This window comes from Streptomyces sp. NPDC004051 (genome assembly GCF_053604275.1).
Genome location: NZ_JBSGHG010000023.1, coordinates 66,400 through 83,747 on the forward strand (window position 1 = coordinate 66,400; position 17,348 = coordinate 83,747).

A 17,348-nucleotide genomic window follows, 5' to 3' on the forward strand; every position below is an offset into this window, starting at 1 on the left:
GCGGGCGGCGCCGCTTCGCGGCACCGGGGTCGGGCCGCGCTAGCTGCAGTACTGTGCCGCCTTGCCGATCGACCGGTACATGCAGTCCGCGTTCTCCAGGAGTTGCAGGACGGCGTCCCGGTTCCGGGACGTCTCCCGCTCGATGACCTCGTCGGGCGGGTAGAAACCGCCGCCCGACGAGGACCTCGGATACATCTCGAAGGTGTAGCCGAAGATCTTGTGCGTGCCCCACAGGTAGTCGTCGATCGACCCGTCCGTGATGTACAGATCGCTGGACTGCTGCGGTGTGTAGCCGTTGCTCGCGGCCATCTTCTGACCGACCGTCCGGAAGGCGGCGTGGTCGTCGGCCGTCATCCCGGTCGTGGTGTCGGAGTAGGTGTAGCCGAACGGCCACAGCACCAGCTCGCTGTACGTGTGGAAGTCGATGCCGGCCTTGATCTGCTGCACCCCGCCCACGACCCGGCTGCGCACGAAGTCGGCGACGACCTTCACCTCGGGCGCGGACTCGGGTGCCGAACCCCGGTAGGTGTCGGAGGACGCGGAGCCGGAGGAGCCGCCGCAGCAGCCCCAGCGGTAGTTCCAGTTGCGGTTCAGGTCGGTGCCGACGTACGACGAACCGGAGTTGGGCTGCCGGTTCTTGCGCCAGGAGCGGTAGGAGCCGGTGGCGATGTCGTACTCGCCGCCGTCCGGGTTGAGGTCCGGGATGATCCAGATCTCCCGGCTGTCGACCATGTCGGTGATCCGCGAGTCGCTGCCGTACCCCGCGCCGAGTTCGCGCAGCAGGTACAGCGCCATCTCCACGGTCAGGTGCTCACGCGCGTGCTGGTGGTGGGTGAACAGGACCTCGGGCTCGTTCTCGTCCGCCGTCACGTTGTCGCTGATCTTGATGGCGACGATGTCCCGGCCCTGGTAGGAGCGGCCGATCACCCGCTTGCTCATGATGTTCGGGTACGCCGCCAGCCGCTGGTCGATCTCCGCGTTCATCTCGGCGTAGTTGTGGTACCGGGAGTCGGCCGAGGGGAAGTCGAACAGCCGCAGACCGTCGGCGGCGGTCGAGCGGTCGGGAGCGGAGCCCAACGGCGTGACCTCGTAGCCCTGTCGGCGCAGGGTGCGGATCTGGTCCGCACGGCCGGAGACGACCACCGTCTCCTCGTCGGCCTCGTCCACGGTGACCCCGGCCCGCTGGATCTCCGTACGGGTCGCGGGAGTCGTGCGCAGGTGGATCTCGTACTGGCGGATGTCGTCGGCCGAGGCCGCCGCCGGCGCCGCGCTGTCGGCGCCGGCCTGGGTGGCCGTCATCGACACGGGCGCGGTGAGAGCGAGGGCGAGGAGTGCGGCGAGCACGGCAAAGCGTCTGCCGCGTGTGCGAAGTCGCATGAAGTCTCCTTGTGGGAGGTGGGGTTGTCCATGACGACGTGCCTAACGCGCTGTGCGGTGTAGGGTGCCGCAATCCTGCGCGCGTGACATGATCAGGTCAATAGCGTCATGTCGGTCGGTCGTTCGGTCGTCCGAGGGGATTCGGCCACTCGACCAGGTGCATCCGGTGGAGATCCCGCACGCTCCCTTGTCCGACCGGCCTCCATCGGCTTTCTTGCCCTTATGGCGGACACCACGGGAAGCACGGGAAACATCCAGGAGACCGGGGCGCCACTCCACGGCCCCGGCACCCAGCCCCGCAAGTCCGGTTGGCGTCACATCGGCCCCGGCATCGTCGTCGCCGCGACCGGGGTGGGCGCCGGCGACCTGGTCGCCACCCTCGTCGCCGGCAGCGACTTCGGCTACACCCTCCTGTGGGCGGCGGTGATCGGCTGCCTGGTGAAGATCTCCCTCGCCGAGGCCGCGGGCCGCTGGCATCTGGCCACCGGCCGCACCCTGTTCGACGGCTGGGCGAGCCTCGGCCGCTGGACGACGTACTTCTTCGGCGTCTACGTCGTCATCTGGGGCTTCGTCTACGGCGCGGCGGCGATGTCGTCGAGCGCCCTGCCCCTGCAGGCCCTCTTCCCGGGTGTGATGGAGCTCGAGTGGTGGGGCATCGCCTGCGCCCTGGTGGGCCTGGCCTTCGTCTGGTTCAACCGGTACGCGGTCTTCGAGAAGGTCATGACGGTCCTGGTGGGCGTCATGTTCGTGGTGACGGTCTACCTGGCGGCCAGGGTGGTCCCGAACCTGGGCGACGCCTTCGCCGGACTGCTCCCGGTCCTGCCCGAAGCGGACGACTCGGTCCTCTACACCCTCGGCCTGATCGGCGGCGTCGGCGGCACGATCACGCTGGCCGCGTACGGCTACTGGATCAACGCCAAGGGCTGGACCGACTCCGGCTGGATGAGGGTGATGCGGCTGGACAACCGCGTCGCGTACCTCACCACCGGCATCTTCGTGGTCGCGATGCTCGTCGTCGGCGCCGAACTCCTGAACTCCGCCGGTGTCGCGATCGCCGGCGGCGACAAGGGCCTGATCCAGCTGGGCGACATCCTGGAGGACAAGTACGGTGCCACGACGGCCAGGTTCTTCCTGATCGGCTTCTTCGCCACCTCGTTCACCTCACTGATCGGTGTGTGGCACGGGGTGAGCCTGATGTTCGCCGACTTCGTGACCCGTAGCCGGAACAAGGCGAAGGCGTCCACGGGGGAGGCCATCGCCTCCGGCGGCCCGGAGAAGTCCTGGCCGTTCCGCGCCTACCTGCTGTGGCTGACCTTCCCGCCCATGATCCTGCTCTTCGAAGGCCAGCCGTTCCGCCTGATCATCATCTACGGCGTCCTCGGCGCCGCCTTCATGCCCTTCCTCGCCCTCACCCTGGTCTGGCTCCTCAACTCCGCCCGCACGCCCCGCGAATGGCGCAACGGCCCCCTCAGCAACACCATGCTCGCCATCGCGGGCCTCCTCTTCCTGGTCCTGTGCGTCAAACAGATCTGGGACCAGCCCTGGTCGGAGTTCTTCTAGCGGTCAGGTCAGTTGACGCCGTCCCACCGCGGGCTGAGGGCGATCGCCCGGAGTTCCTCCATGCTCAGCGCGGGGGTGTCGCGTGTGGCGTCCTCGTGCTGGGCACCGGTGTTGAAGGCGCTGATCACCACCCGCCTGCCGTCGGCCCGCATGGTGTCGACGGTCCACATGACGACCCCGGCGTTGCGATCACTACCCGGCCCCTGCCGGGTGGCGACCAGGGTGCCGTCGTCCAGCGTCTCGGCGGAGGCGTAGAGCTGGTGGGCGACATCGAGCATGTCGTGCTGGACGTTGACCTGGACGAAGCTCTTCCCCTTGCCGTCGTCGAGGACGAGATAGGCGTACTCCGACCCCTGGCCGCCCTTCGACACCACCTCGACACGGTCGGGGACGAGGTCGGCGAACGTCTCCCGGACCGCCGGGTCCTCGGCGTGCGGCGGCGGCGCGCTCGATTCCGCGGACGGATTCCCGACCCTCTCCGGAGTGGCGCCGACGGCGGCCCGCCACTGCGGAGCCGTGGCGACCTCTTCGAGCTGCGAGGCGGACAGCGGGGGCGCGGGCCGGCTGACGGGTGCGTCCTTCTGGGCGGCCGCGTTCCACTCGCTCACGCTGATCTGCTGCCCCTGGGGCGTGACGAGCACGGCGAGCCACCTCTTGGTGTCCACCCGCCGGTCCGGATACTCGTACCCCTTGAACACCATGAACTTCGACCCGTCCGCCAGAGTGCTGGTGTCACAACTGTCGTGCGGGGTGAGGATCTTGTCCGGGCACTGGGTGGCCTCATGGGCCTGAGGGCTTCCCGGCCCGACGCGGGAGAGAGAGACGCCGACGACGGCGGGCCCCTTGCCGTCGTCGTACACGACCTGGGCGAAAGGCCCGCGGGACGAGTCGGTCCCGCGCCCCTGCTCTTCGCTGAACTCCCCGTCGGGGAGGAGTCCCTTCAGCGTGCGGATGAGTTCCTCACCGGAGACGGGCGCCGGAGCGTCCTGGGCGTCGGCGGTGACCTCGGCTCCCGAGGCTGCCGACGTCCGCCTGGCCTCCCCGCTCCCGCCTCCGCCCCCGCTCCCGCCCGGCAGGAGGAGTGCCCCGCCCACTCCCACGAGCGCGATCCCGGCCGCACCCCCGAGGACGGCGGCCCGCCGCCGCACCCGCATCCGCCTTCCCCGGGCCCGCCCCCCGTCGGTGAGGGCGCCCCGGTCGGTCTCGAAGGAGTTGCCGGCGTCGTGCAGAGCGGAGGAGAGCCGCTCCTCGAAGGGATCGCTGTGCTGGTCTACGGACATGACGAATCACCGCTTCCGTGAGGCGAACTGAGTTGAACAGGGAGAAATGAGGAGGGGCCGGCCCGCGCCCGGTCAGGAGCGGGCGTACTCACCCAGCTCCTCGCCGAGGAGTTCCCGCAGCCGGGCCAGGGCGCGCACACTGCGCGTCCGCACCGCCGCCGAGCTGACGTTCATCGCCTTGGCGGTCTCCTGGACCGAGCGGTCCTCCCAGTACCGCAGGACGATCACCACGCGGTCCTTCGCTGGCAGCCGGGCGAGGGCGTCCAGCAGGGTGAGCCGCAGGGACGGGTCGGCGTCGGCGCCCGGCAGATCCGGGAACGCGGCGATCGAGCGCTCGGTGCTGCTGCGCCGCCGCCGGTGGGCGAGGAACGCACGGGTGAGGACCGTCTGCGCGTAGCCGGCGGGGTTGCCCACCCGGGAGACCCGCCCCCAGCGCGCGTACACCCGCCCGAGGGTCTCCTGGACGAGGTCCTCGGCGAGGTGCGTGTCCCCGGCCGTGAGCAGACACGCGGACCGGTACAGATGTCCGGCCCGCGCCGCCGCGAACTCCCCGTACTCGCCCCCACGACCGTCCTGCACCATCCGCGCCTCTCCCTCGGCTCACCCCACGGCTCTCACCTCATTGATGCGCCGGACCCGGGAAAATGTTTCACCCACACGTCATGCCGACGTCGGCTACGGCGAGGCAGCCGTTGCCTCCCCGGTCGGTACCGAGAACGCTGAGAGGCTCGTCCGTCGCGTCGGTGGTGGTTACGCGTGCCGCCGACGGTGGGCGCGGATTTCGCACAGGCCGAGGACGATCACAGCGATGTTCAACGGGAAGGCGATCGTGTGCGCCGGCTGGGGCATGTCGAAGGCACGCAGCAGGCTCGCGATGCTGGAGACGATGAGGAGCGCGAGCGGCAGGAAGCGGCGCCATGCCGGGATGTCGCGGATCCGTGCGACGACTGTCACACACCAGAGGGTGATGCCGAACACGGCGATGCCCATGAGGGCGATGACGAAGAGCATGGCTTTCCGTCTCTGTGACCAGGGCCGACGTGCGAGTGGGTGCCCTGCGAGCTGTGCGCTGCCGGGCACCCACCCTATGTCGTGCAGGTCAGCGATCCAGGGCGGCTTCGCCGCCCGCCGTAGGGCGGGCAAATCGAAGGCGCCGAGGCCTTGGTGACCTTGGAACCGATCTATTTGCGCGTCAGAGGCCTGCCGGTCCTTCGGTGTCCCGTTCCCGGCCACCGAGGGGCACTGGCGGTATGCCCGTCCGACGGGAAGACCGCTGATCTGCCGGGACGAGGCCTCCTAGGGCAGGGCGTGGACGTGCGGTCCCACCGCGTTGGACCAGGCGTTGCCGGCGGTGGCGTCCCAGTTGGTGGACCAGGTCATGGCGCCGCGCAGGGCCGGGTAGGTCCTGGAGGGCTTGAAGGAGCCGCAGTGGGTGCCGCGCGTCAGGCAGTCCAGGGCGTTGTTCACCACGGTCGGGGAGACGTAGCCGCTGCCCGCGCCGCGGGTGGAGGCAGGGAGGCCGAGGCCCACCTGGGACGGGTCGAGGCCGCCTTCCAGCTGGATGCAGGCCAGCGCGGTCAGGAAGTCCACCGAGCCCTGGCTGTAGACCTTGCCGTCGCAGCCCAGCATCGAACCGCTGTTGTAGTACTGCATGTTGACGACCGTGAGGATGTCCTTCACGTTCAGCGCGGTCCGGAAGTAGGAGTTGGACGTGGACTGCATGTCGATGGTCTGCGGGGCCATCGTCAGGATCATGTCCGGGCCCGCCTTCGCGGACAGCGCCCGCAGCGCCTGCGTCATGTAGGTCGCGTCGAGGCCGTTCTCCAGGTCGATGTCGACGCCGTCGAAGCCGTACTCCTGCATCACGGCGTACACGGAGTTCGCGAAGTTCGTCGCGGAGGCGGGGCTGTTCACCGACACGGTGCCCAGTTCGCCGCCCACCGAGATGATGACCTTCTTGCCGGCCGCCTGCTTGGCCCGCACGTCCGCCTTGAACCGGTCGACGGTGTAGCCGTTCAGGCCGGCCGTGTCCAGGTTGAAGGTGACCGCCCCCGGTGTGCCCGTCGCGTCCGCGAAGGCGACCGCGATGATGTCGTACTGGGCCGGGACGTCCGAGATGCGCTGCACCGCCGCGCCGTTGTTGAAGTTCTGCCAGTAGCCGGTCACCGCGTGCCTGGGCAGACCGTTGTTCCCGCCGCCGGTCTCCCTCGTCCGGGCCGTCACGGCCGTCGACTTCGCCGACTCGCCCGCCGCGTTGGTGGCGGCCACCTGGAAGGAGTACGACGTCGAGGCCGCGAGGCCGGTCACCGTCGCCGAGGTGCCCGACACCGCCGTCACCTTCGTGCCGTCGCGGTAGACGGTGTAGCCGGTCGCGCCCGAGACCGCGTTCCACGCCAGCGACACCGACGACGACGTCGTACCGGAGACGCCGAGGCCGCCCGGCGTGGCCGGGACCGTGGGCTCCGGGTCACCGCCCCCGCCCCCGTCGGGGCCGAAGACCGACAGGTCGTCCGCGTAGTAGGCCTGCTGCCCGTACCAGCCGTGGGTGTAGACGGTCACCGAGGTGGTCGCGGAGCCGGTCCGGAAGCTCGTCGTCAGCTGCTTCCAGCTGTCGGAGTCCGGGGTCCAGGTGGACACGTCCGTCGTGCCGGTGCCGGTCACGCCCAGGTAGGCGTAGCCGCCCCGCACCCAGGTGCTCAGGGAGTACGTGGAGCCGGGCCGCACCGCGACGGTCTGCGTGCAGCGGGCGTTGTCCTGCCCGGACGGTGTGGCCCTGAGCGCGGCCGTGCCGCCGTGCACGGGGGACGAGACGGTCGTCCCGCTGTTCGCCGAGCAGGTCCAGTTGCTCAGGCCCGCCTCGAAGCCGGCGTTCTTGACGTTGTTGACGTCCGCCGCAGCCGCCTGGCCCGCGCCCGCGAGGGGGAGGGCGAGAGCCAGGGCGGAGACGAGGGCGCCCGCCCAGAGGCGGCCGTTGCCTCTGCTTCTGCGTTCTTTCGTAGCCGGTGCGCGGTCCACTGGGGCCTCCGGTGGGGAGAAGGGGGAGGGAGAAAGGGGGGAAGGGGGGAGTGGGGGGGGGAAGGGGGGAAGAAGAGGGAGGGGGAGAGCGTGGGGAGTGGAGATGGCCGTCGTTGAAGCAACAACGTGGTCCAGACCAATCGCCTTGTCAATGGGTCCAGACCAATTGAGGGGAGCGGAACCGCCTCCGGCCCCTCGGCGTCAAGGTGGCGCACGGGATCTCCGCCCCGCGGGTCGTACCGGGACCGGCGAGATGCTCAACCTGTCCCGTTTTGGAGCAACTTGTGCGGCGTTCGTTGCTCACGAGGTGGACAAACGCTGTTCTCCGGCCACAGAGCCGTGGTTACAGTGCTCGCATAGTCACGCAGCGAAGTCATCACGGTGCGCCGGGGCGGTACCCGGCGGGCCGACGGGCATGGGGAGAACGGGGAGCCGCGCGTGCCAACAGCCATTGCCGTGACCAGTGCCGACCTGGCGCTGCCACCGCAGGACGAACGAACCCTGCCCGCCGTGGTGTTACGGGGCATCGACGCCCTGCCGCTCGAACAGGCGCTGACCGAGCTCCAGTCGCTCGTCGAGCAGCACGGGTACGTCATCGTCGTCTGCTCCAAGGCGACACCCGGCGCCGTCCTGCGGCGGCTGCACACCCTGCGCTCCCTGCTGGAGAGCGACCGCATCGCGCTCTTCACCCCCGACCTGCCGCCGCTCGCGGTGGCCGTACTGGCCCGCCAGTTACGGCAACTGGGCTCCTGTGACCTCAGCCCCGGCGTACTCGCCTCGGCGGGCCGGCTGCTGGTCCACTACCTCCACTCCGGCGCCCTGCTGGGTTCCGTCGCCCGGCTCGACCGGATCCCCGTGAACCTGAAGCAGCACGCCAAGTCCTGGTTGCCCGGCAGCCAGTTCGCGGTACTCGCCCACCCGCAGCCGCAACTCGTCCGCCTCGGCCCCGAAGCCGCCCTGGAGGGACCGGAGTTCGGCACCTGGATGCTCGTCGCCAAGGGGCAGCTCCAGTCCGACTGGGTCACCGGCGCCCTGGCGCCGTCCTGGAAGGTGCAGGGACTGCGCGAGGCGCCGCTTCCGGCCGAGTCCCCGGGCTGGTGGGGGACCGGCAAGGTGATCGAGTTCTGCAGTTACCTGCCCGACCTGTCCGTCCTCTACCAGCTGGTCACCTCGGTGCGGCGCGGCATCTGTCACTGGTGCGGCATCGACGTCATCGGCGACCGGTGCGTGTTCTGTTCGGCCACCCCGCCGTCCCTGCCCGTCCACGAGGGCCGCAGAGCCCTCACCCGCCGCACCGCCTGACCCGGTGGCCGGCCCACCGCCCGCCCTTCATCGAATCCGCTCGGCCCACACCCCCCAATGAGGTTGCACGGTCTATGAACTCCCGTCAGCGCCGCGGCGTGATACTCCTGCTCCTGTCGATCCTGTGCGCCCTCGCCGCGTTCGCCGGCGTGCTCTCCGTCATCGACGACGTGGAGTCCAAGGTCGGCCCCGAAGTCACCGCGTACCGGCTGAAAGCCGACGTGGCGCCCTACACGCCGCTCAGTACGGGCCAGTTCGAGAAGATCGAGATGCCCGAGCGCTGGCTGTCGGAGAACGCGGTCACCGATCTCGGCGACATCCGGGGCAAGATCGCCGTCACCACGCTGCGCTCGGGCTCCCTGCTGCAGAGCGACATGATCGTCGACCAGCCCGCCCTGCAACCGGGGCAGCAGGAGGTCGCCATCATGATCGACGCGGCCACCGGCGTCGCCGGCAAGATCACACCGGGCTCGTCGGTCAACGTCTACGCCACCTTCGAGGGGGAGCGCGAGGGCGCACCCGCCCAGTCCAAGATCATCGTGACCAACGCCAGGGTCCTCGACGTCGGCCGGATCACCGCCCTCGAACCCGACGAGGGCGACCGCGGCCGGCAGCCCACGGACGCCGTCCCGATCACTTTCGCGCTGTCCACCATCGACGCCCAGCGCATCACCTACGCCGAGTCGTTCGCCCAGCGGGTCAGGCTCGCGCTCGTCGCGCCCGGCGGCGACACCACGGTCCCCGAGCAGGACCGTACGTACGAACTCGCGAAGGACAAGTGAGAGGCCCGCATGCCCACGAGGATCCTCCCGGCAGTCGGTGACGCGGACGCCGCCCGGTCCGTCACCACCCTGCTCAGCCAGCTCCCGGACGCCGAGCCGGTGCCCCCGGTGGCCGACTCCACCCAGCTCGTCGACACCCTCGCGCGCCTGGCCGCAGAGTCGGTCGACGAGCTGCCCGAGGTCGTGGTCGTGCACGAGCGGATCGGCCCGGTCCCCGCGCTGGAACTGATCCGCGAGGTGGCCCTGCGCTTCCCCGCCGTCGGCGTCATCCTCGTCACCTCCGACGCGAGCCCCGGCCTCTTCCAGGCCGCCATGGACCACGGCGCCCGCGGCCTGGTCGCCCTGCCGCTCAGCTACGAGGAACTCGCCAGCCGCGTCCACGCGGTCGCCCAGTGGTCGTCCGGTGTGCGCCGTCATCTGAGCTCCGGCGGTGACGTGTTCACCGGCGTCGGCGGCACGGTCGTCACCGTCAGCGGCGCCAAGGGCGGTGTGGGCACCACCCTGACGGCGATCCAACTCGCCCTCGCCGCGCAGGCGTCCGGCCGCAGTACCGCCCTGGTCGACATGGACCTCCAGACCGGCGACGTCGCCTCCTTCCTGGACGTCCAGTTCCGCCGGTCCGTCGTGGACCTCGCGACGATCAGCGACATCTCCCCGCGGGTCCTGGCCGACGCCGTCTTCCGCCACGACACCGGCCTCACCCTGCTCCTCGCCCCCGGCGAGGGCGAACGCGGCGAGGACGTCACCGACCGCGCCGCCCGCCACATCGTCGGCGCCCTGCGCTCCCGCTACGAGGTCGTCGTCATCGACACCGGAGCCCAGCTCGGCGGAGCCGGCGCGGCGGCCGTCGAGACCGCCGACACGGCGCTCCTGGTCACCACCCCCGACGTGGTGGCCGTCCGGGGCGCCAAACGGACGGTACGGATGTGGGACCGGCTGCAGATCCGCAAGGCGGAGGAGACCACGGTCGTCGTCAACCGCCACACCCGGAGCACGGAGATCCAGCCCCCGCTCATCCAGAAGATCACCGGCACCGCGGTCGCGGCCACCGTGATCCCGGCCCACTTCAAGGAGCTGCAGGGGGTCGTCGACGCGGGCCAGCTCCACGAACTGGAGAGCCGGAGCACGGTGAAACAGGCCCTGTGGAGCCTGGCCGGAGAACTCGGCCTGGTCAAACCCGCCGAGGGCGCCCACAAGGCCGGACGGCTGCGCGGCGACCGGCTGCGCGGCGACCGGGGAGCCGTGAGCATCCGACGGCGCAGGGACGGAGGGGGATGAGGTGAAACGGGCGGAGAAGCACGCCGACCGGGGCGGGGGCCGCGGCGGGGACCTGGGCCAGGTCACCATCGAGTTCCTCGGCATGATCCCGACGATCCTCGTGACGCTGGTGGTGCTGTGGCAACTCGTCCTCGTGGGATACACGTTCACCCTCGCGGGGAATGCTGCGGACGAGGCGGTACGGGCGGCCACGGCGGCGGACCCGGGCGCACGCCAGGGCGCCTGCCGGGCGGCGGGGCTGGAGAAGCTGCCCGGAGCCTGGGAGGGAGCGGCGACGGTGGACTGCGGGACCGGGGGCGGCTTCGTCACCGCCGACGTGACGCTGAGAGTCCCCGTCCTCTTCCCGGGCACCGCCGACTTCCCCTTCGAGGTGAAGGGCCACGCGGGCGCGGTGGAGGAGGAGGTGGGGGACTGAGATGCCCTACGACGACAGGCGGGGCGGACTCCGACGCGACCGGGACCCCCGGCGACACCGGGATCGCGACCTGGGCCGGGACCGCGACCAGGGCCGGGACCGGCCTCGCGACCTGGGCCGGGATCGGGGTTGGGATCGCGACCTGGGCCGGGATCGGGACCAGGGCCGGGATCGGGACCTGGGCCGGGCCCGGGATCGGGGCCGGGGCCGGGATCGGGGTCAGGTGGCGATCGAGTACCTGGGCTTCCTGCCGATCCTCGTCATCGTCGCCATGGCCGGCGTACAGCTCGGCCTCATCGCGTACACCGCGCAGCAGGCCGGCACCGCGGCCCGCGCGGGGGCCCGCAGCGCCTCGCTCGGCGAGTCCGCCCAGGGCGCCTGCGCCGTCGCGGTGAGCGGCTGGCTGGCCGACCGCACCCTCTGCGGTCCGTCGGGAGGCGGCGACGAGGTCACCGTCACGGCCACGATCCCCATCCCGTCGATCGTGCCGGGCTGGGACTTCGGCGCGGCCCGCAAGACGGCCACGATGCCCATGGACCACTGACCACTGACCACTGACCACTGACCACTGATCACTGATCACCGCTTACCGACCGAGGCACCAGGCGCCAGGCACCGCGAACCACGAACCACGACCGAGGAGCACCGGACCCATGAGCCTGCGGGCACGTATCAACTCCCCCGAGGAGAAGGGGAACCGGGGTGAGGACGGCCATCTGGTCGCCTCCTACCGGGCCAAGCTCCTCGAGGAGATCGACCTCGCGGAGATGAGTTCGCTGGCCGCCGCCGAGCGCCGGGCGAGGCTGGAGCGGGTGCTCGGGCACATCATCAGCCGGGAGGGCCCGGTCCTGTCGACCGTGGAGCGCTCCCAGCTGATCCGCAGGGTCGTCGACGAGGCGCTCGGCCTCGGCATCCTGGAACCACTCCTGGAGGACTCCTCCATCACGGAGATCATGGTCAACGGCCCCGACGCGATCTTCGTCGAGCGCGGCGGACGGGTCGAACAGCTCCCGATGCGCTTCGCCTCCCACGACCAGCTGATGCAGACCATCGAGCGCATCGTCTCGACGGTCAACCGCCGCGTGGACGAGTCGAACCCGATGGTCGACGCGCGCCTGCCCTCCGGCGAACGCGTCAACGTCATCATCCCGCCGCTCTCCCTGAACGGCGCCATCCTCACCATCCGCCGCTTCCCGCGCTCCTTCACCCTGCACGAGCTGATCGGCCTGGGCTCCCTCGACGAGCCCATGCTGTACCTGCTGGCGGGCCTGGTGCAGGCGCGCTTCAACGTGATCGTGTCGGGCGCGACCGGCACCGGCAAGACGACCCTCCTCAACGCCCTCTCCGGACTGATCCCCACGGGCGAACGCATCATCACCATCGAGGACTCCGCCGAACTCCAGCTCCAGCAGCCGCACGTCGTCCGCCTGGAGGCCCGCCCGCCCAACGTCGAGGGGAAGGGCCGCATCACCATCCGCGACCTGGTGCGCAACTCGCTGCGCATGCGCCCCGACCGCATCGTCGTCGGCGAGGTCCGCGGCGGCGAGTCCCTCGACATGCTCCAGGCGATGTCCACCGGCCACGACGGCTCCCTCGCCACCGTCCACGCCAACAGCGCGGAGGACGCGCTGATGCGGCTCCAGACCCTGGCCTCCATGGCGGACGTGGAGATCCCCTTCGCCGCGCTGCACGACCAGATCAACAGCGCCGTCGACGTCCTCGTCCAGCTGACCCGCTTCGCCGACGGCGCCCGCCGCGTCACCGAGATCGCCCTGCTGGAGAGCCACGGCGGGGAACCGTACCGGCTGGCCACCGTCGCCCGCTTCAACGCCCGGCCGATGACCCCCGACGGCCACATCCACGGCGCGTACGAGCACCATCCGCTCCCGCGCCGCACCGCCGAACGCCTCTACATGGCGAGTCAGCCCGTCCCGCAGGCCTTCGGCATCGCCCGCTCCCTCGACCAGCTGACCACCCGAGAAGCCAGGTAGGACCGCCGCCATGGAGCTGCAGAACCTGATCACGCTGACCACCGGCATCGCGCTGCTGACCTGCGTCCTCGCGGTCGCCGGCGTCCACCTGTACGCCGCGGGCAGGGCGCAGCGGCAGGCGCTGGTGGACCGGCTGTCGGCCGCCGGCCGGGCCCCGGGCGGTGGACGCGGGCACCGCTTCCCCACCCTGGACCGCAGGCTGCGCCGCACCGCGTTCGGCCGGAAACTGGAACTGCGTCTGGTGGCGACCGGCCTGAACATCACCCCGGGGGAGTTCCTCGTCTGCATGCTTGCCCTGGTCCTGGGTCTGCACCTCACCGGCCAGGCCGTCCTCGCCCCGTTCTTCGGCCCGCTCGCCGGGATCCTGGGCGTCTGGCTGGCGTTCCAGTTCCTCGACTGGCAACGCCGGAAACGGATCGAGAAGTTCATCAACCAACTCCCCGAACTGGCCCGCATCCTGGCCAACGCCACCCAGGCCGGACTGGCCCTGCGGACGGCGATCGGCATGGCGGCGGAGGAACTGGAGGCGCCGGCCGGCGAGGAACTGGCCAAGGTCGACAACCAGCTGGCGCTCGGCGCCTCGATGGACGACGCCCTGGGCGAACTCGCCGAGCGGCTCCCCTCCCGCGAACTGGTCGTCCTGGTCACCACCCTGGTGCTGTCCAACCGGGCCGGCGGCCAGGTGGTCGGCGCGCTGCGGAACCTCACCGACACCCTGGAGGAACGCAAGGAGACCCGGCGCGAGGTCCGTACCCAGCTCTCCCAGGTCAGCATGACGTCCTACGCCGTTCCCGTCCTGGGGGTCGGCTCGTTGTTCCTGATGAACGGGGTGAAGGACGGCGCACTGGAGCGCATGACCGGCTCCCCGGTCGGCCAGGGCGCCGTGATCGTCGCCTTCGGCCTCTACGCCGTCGGCTTCGTCCTCATCCGCCGCCTGTCCCGCATCGACGTCTGAGGGACTCTGAGGGACTCTGAGGGACGAGGAGGGAACGACCGACATGGGACTTCTGCTCGCACTGGTCATGGCCATCGCCGTCTGGGGCGTCTTCGCCGGCCTCCGCATGTACCGGGCCGAGGCGAAACTCCCCGCCGACCTGGCCCTCGCCCTGGAGGTCGGCGGCACCCGCACCGGCGCGGTGGACTCGCTCGTCGACCGCATGGGCATGCGCTACGCCCCGGCCGTCCTGCGCCTCATGGGCCCCCAGCGGGTCACCCGGTACCGCCGGAAGATCGACCTGGCGGGCAACCCCGGCGGCCTCACCATCGACCGCTACGCCGCCCGCCGCGCGGTCTACGGCTTCCTCGGCGGACTCGGCTGCCTGGTCTTCCTCCTGCGCGGGCAGTTCTTCGTCGCCCTGCTGCTGCTCGCCTTCGGCGCGTTCTGGACGGAGGTCGGCATCTGGTCGGCGATCCGGATCCGCCGCGACGTCATCGAGCGGACGCTGCCGGACTTCCTGGACGTCCTCGCCGTCGTCGTCAGCGCGGGCCTCGGCTTCCGCCAGGCCCTGGACCGGGTCGCCACCCGGTACGAGGGCCCGTGGGCGGACGAACTGCGCATCACCCTCCGCCAGATGGACCTCGGCATGAGCCGCCGCCAGGCCTTCGCGGAACTCCGCCGCCGCAACGACTCCGAGCAGGTCGCCATGTTCGTCACCGCGTTGCAGCAGGGCGAGGAGTTGGGCGCGCCCATCGTGGAGACCCTGGTCGCCCTCGCCAAGGACATGCGCCGTACGGACGCGCAGAACGCCCGCCGCAAGGCGGCCCGCGCCGTCCCCAAGGCCACCATGATGATCACCACGTTCATGGTCCCGGCCACGATGATCCTCCTCGGCGCGGGCCTGATCCTGGGCTCCGGCACCGACTTCGGCTCGATCACGGGCGAGTAGGACGGGGACGCGGTGCTGCCATGACGACGACCGGGGAACGTACGGGGCGCCCGACGCGCAAGGCGCCGCGGTGCCGCACGCCCCGTCCCGGGAGCACCACGCCCCGGGACGAGGCAGCCACCGCACCCGGACCCACACCCACGCCCGGACCCGCGCCGGACATCGACATCCAGATCAACGCCCTCCAGGCCCTGTGCCGGCAGGTGTTCGGTTTCCGGCTGGCGATGATCGCGCTGGCCGCCCCCGCCGCCCTCCTCAACGCGGGGCCGGGCTGGGGCACCCGCCTGGTCGGCATCGCCGTGGTGGTCACCTTCATGGCGTCCTACGTCCTCTTCCGGGACTGGGAGCGCTTCGGCCCCCTCCTCCTGCGCCACCCCACCCTCCTGGCCGCGGACACCCTCTTCGGCGCCCTGCTCCTCGTCTCCGCGGGCCCCGACAGCCTGCTCGCCCACGTCAGCGTCTGCACCCCGCTCCTCGCCGGCCTGGTCTACGGCTGGCGCGGAGCGGCCGTCTTCGCCTCCCTCCAGGGCCTGATCCTGCTCCTGGTCTACGCGACCCTGGCGGACCCGCGGGCAGGCCTCACGGAGACCCTGTTCCTGCCCGGTACGTGTGTGATCGCGGGCGCGGTCGGCTCCAGCCTCCGCAACCTCATGCTCCGCTTCGGCACGGCCACCCGGGCCCTCGCGGAGGTCCGGGCCCGCCTGGCCGCCACGGAGGCGGTCGCCGAGGAGCGCGCCCGCCTGGCCCGCGAGATGCACGACTCCGTGGCCAAGACCCTGTACGGCGTCGCCCTGGCCGCCGACGGCCTCGCCGCCTCCGCGAGCGCCGGGCACCTGGACGCGGCGCTGGTGCGGCGGCAGGCGGAACTCGTCGCCCGCTCGGCCCGCCGCGCCGCGGCCGAGTCCCGCGAACTCCTCACCGACCTGCGCCGTGAGCCGACCCCGCCCACCGGCCCGGAGCCGGAGAAGGGCACGGCGGACCTACTGGCCGAACTGGCAGCGCACACCCGCACCTTCACCACCCGCACCGGCCTCCCCACGACCTTCCGCCGAACAGGCAACCCCCCGCCCACCGTCCCCCTCACCACGGCACACCACCTCCTCACCATCGTCGAGGAGGCGATGGAGAACGCCCACCGCCACGCGGCGCCGACCCGCGTCGACGTGAGCGCGGGCGTCCACGGCGACCTGCTCCGCATCAGCGTCCACGACGACGGCCGCGGCCTGCCCCCGAACACGGACCTCGAACAACTCCGCCGAGGCGGCCATTTCGGCCTGGTCGGCATGGTCGAGCGCGCGGCCTCGATCGGCGCCCGCATCCGCATCGGCCGCGGCGCCTACCCCCGAGGCACCGAAGTCCGCCTGGACCTCCCCTTACCGGCCACTTCCGCGACAGCGAGGACGACATCCCCATGAGCACGCTGCCGAGCCCAGCCCCGAAGGCACCCTCGCCCACCGCCCTCCGGATCCTCGTCGCCGACGACAACCCGGTGGTCCGCGCGGGCCTGACCGCCCTGCTCTCCGCCCACGAGGAGCTGACGGTCGTGGCACAGGCAGCAGACGGCGACGCGGCATGCCGGGCAGCCCGGGACCACCACCCCGACGTGGTCCTCCTCGACGTCCGCATGCCGGGCATGGACGGCATCGCGGCACTCCCGTACCTGGCGCGCATCGCCCCGGTCGTGATGCTGACGTACAGCGGCGAATCGGAGATCGTCCAGGAGGCGCTGCGCAGGGGAGCGGGCGGATACCTGGTCCACGGCGAGTTCACGGCGGACGAACTGGTCACAGCCGTACGGGACATCGGACAGGGCCGAGCCCACTTCACCCCCACACCGGCCGGAGCGCTGCTGGCCCAGCTCCGCAAGGCACCCCCGGGCCCACCGTTGCCCGACGGCCTGGGAGGCGTCCGGAAGGATGCGACTGCATACGCAGATTCCGTAGTCGCGTTGCCGTACACAAAACCCCAACCCGCCACACCACCAGGCGAACTGAGACAGATCCAGCCATCTCCCGCCGTCATTTCTTCACAAAACCTTTCGCAACTGCAACCGCGTGTGGGACAGTCGTCGTCCGGGTGGACAAGCGGTCGTCCGGCCGCCCCCGACAGGTCGAGGTTCCAACTGAGCGCCAGAGAGGCGGAGATCATGGACCACATTGCATCCGGGATGAACAACCAGCAGATCGCCGCCACCTGTTTCATCAGCGAGAAGACGGTCAAGAACCACATCAACCGCATCTTCGCGAAGCTCCACAGCACCAGCCGTTCCGAAGCCGCCGCGAAGTGGCTCGGCACGGCCCCGGACTCGACCCGAGAGCTGGGGTGACCTGCGGTGACGACAGGGAAGACGAGGCGACGGACCGGTAACTGGGCCCGGAAATGGGCCCTGGGGCCCTCTGGCGAACCGAAAATTTCGCCGTACGTTGCTGACATCGACTGCGGCACCTCGAAGCAAGCCGCTA

Annotated in this window: 16 protein-coding genes; 11 read left to right on the forward strand and 5 right to left on the reverse strand. The window is 70.9% G+C overall.

Annotated elements, in window-relative coordinates:
* Positions 1–39: 39 nt before the first annotated feature.
* Positions 40–1,377 (reverse strand): M14 family metallopeptidase, encoded by a 1,338-nt coding sequence (locus ACWEQO_RS22785; RefSeq protein ID WP_452985001.1) that lies wholly within the window; start codon positions 1,375–1,377, stop codon positions 40–42.
* A gap of 222 nt (positions 1,378–1,599) precedes the next feature.
* Here ACWEQO_RS22785 and ACWEQO_RS22790 point away from each other — a divergent pair, with 222 nt between their 5' ends.
* Positions 1,600–2,937, forward strand: coding sequence for an Nramp family divalent metal transporter (locus ACWEQO_RS22790; RefSeq protein WP_452985002.1), 1,338 nt, complete (start codon positions 1,600–1,602; stop codon positions 2,935–2,937).
* 8 nt (positions 2,938–2,945) lie between these two features.
* Here the strand turns inward: ACWEQO_RS22790 and ACWEQO_RS22795 are convergent, their stop codons facing one another.
* The 4 genes from ACWEQO_RS22795 to ACWEQO_RS22810 form a co-directional block, all read right to left on the reverse strand.
* The gene (locus ACWEQO_RS22795; RefSeq protein ID WP_361451583.1) at positions 2,946–4,217 is read right to left on the reverse strand and encodes a hypothetical protein; all 1,272 of its coding nucleotides are present in this window, start codon (positions 4,215–4,217) and stop codon (positions 2,946–2,948) included.
* A 72-nt stretch (positions 4,218–4,289) separates the two neighbouring features.
* On the reverse strand, positions 4,290–4,799 hold the full coding sequence (locus ACWEQO_RS22800; RefSeq protein ID WP_361451586.1) for a SigE family RNA polymerase sigma factor: 510 nt from the start codon (positions 4,797–4,799) through the stop codon (positions 4,290–4,292).
* A 168-nt stretch (positions 4,800–4,967) separates the two neighbouring features.
* Positions 4,968–5,228: a hypothetical protein gene (locus ACWEQO_RS22805; protein ID WP_452985003.1), complete on the reverse strand. Its 261-nt coding sequence runs from the start codon at positions 5,226–5,228 to the stop codon at positions 4,968–4,970.
* Positions 5,229–5,513: 285 nt separating this feature from the next.
* Positions 5,514–7,232 carry a chitinase gene (locus ACWEQO_RS22810; protein ID WP_452985004.1) on the reverse strand — a complete coding sequence of 573 codons (1,719 nt, stop codon included), beginning with the start codon at positions 7,230–7,232 and terminating at the stop codon, positions 5,514–5,516.
* A 456-nt stretch (positions 7,233–7,688) separates the two neighbouring features.
* Here ACWEQO_RS22810 and ACWEQO_RS22815 point away from each other — a divergent pair, with 456 nt between their 5' ends.
* From ACWEQO_RS22815 to ACWEQO_RS22860, 10 genes are all read left to right on the forward strand, one after another.
* Positions 7,689–8,534 (forward strand): hypothetical protein, encoded by an 846-nt coding sequence (locus ACWEQO_RS22815; RefSeq protein WP_452985022.1) that lies wholly within the window; start codon positions 7,689–7,691, stop codon positions 8,532–8,534.
* 74 nt (positions 8,535–8,608) lie between these two features.
* The gene (gene cpaB, locus ACWEQO_RS22820; protein WP_361451610.1) at positions 8,609–9,316 is read left to right on the forward strand and encodes a Flp pilus assembly protein CpaB; all 708 of its coding nucleotides are present in this window, start codon (positions 8,609–8,611) and stop codon (positions 9,314–9,316) included.
* 9 nt (positions 9,317–9,325) lie between these two features.
* Positions 9,326–10,594: an AAA family ATPase gene (locus tag ACWEQO_RS22825; RefSeq protein ID WP_452985005.1), complete on the forward strand. Its 1,269-nt coding sequence runs from the start codon at positions 9,326–9,328 to the stop codon at positions 10,592–10,594.
* Between the two features lie 82 nt (positions 10,595–10,676).
* The gene (locus tag ACWEQO_RS22830; protein ID WP_452985023.1) at positions 10,677–11,009 is read left to right on the forward strand and encodes a pilus assembly protein; all 333 of its coding nucleotides are present in this window, start codon (positions 10,677–10,679) and stop codon (positions 11,007–11,009) included.
* A gap of 223 nt (positions 11,010–11,232) precedes the next feature.
* A complete protein-coding gene (locus ACWEQO_RS22835) occupies positions 11,233–11,553 on the forward strand; it encodes a TadE/TadG family type IV pilus assembly protein (RefSeq protein WP_361451616.1) in 321 nt (106 codons plus the stop codon).
* A gap of 109 nt (positions 11,554–11,662) precedes the next feature.
* On the forward strand, positions 11,663–13,000 hold the full coding sequence (locus ACWEQO_RS22840; protein ID WP_452985006.1) for a CpaF family protein: 1,338 nt from the start codon (positions 11,663–11,665) through the stop codon (positions 12,998–13,000).
* Between the two features lie 10 nt (positions 13,001–13,010).
* Entirely contained in the window at positions 13,011–13,955 is a 945-nt protein-coding gene (locus ACWEQO_RS22845) for a type II secretion system F family protein (RefSeq protein WP_452985007.1), read from the forward strand.
* Positions 13,956–13,998: 43 nt separating this feature from the next.
* Positions 13,999–14,886 (forward strand): DUF5936 domain-containing protein, encoded by an 888-nt coding sequence (locus ACWEQO_RS22850; protein ID WP_361451625.1) that lies wholly within the window; start codon positions 13,999–14,001, stop codon positions 14,884–14,886.
* A gap of 20 nt (positions 14,887–14,906) precedes the next feature.
* Complete coding sequence (locus ACWEQO_RS22855) at positions 14,907–16,301, forward strand: sensor histidine kinase (protein ID WP_452985008.1); 1,395 nt, start codon at positions 14,907–14,909, stop codon at positions 16,299–16,301.
* The gene (locus tag ACWEQO_RS22860; RefSeq protein ID WP_452985009.1) at positions 16,298–17,212 is read left to right on the forward strand and encodes a response regulator; all 915 of its coding nucleotides are present in this window, start codon (positions 16,298–16,300) and stop codon (positions 17,210–17,212) included. Before ACWEQO_RS22855 ends, ACWEQO_RS22860 begins: the two co-directional genes overlap by 4 nt.
* Positions 17,213–17,348 lie beyond the last annotated feature (136 nt).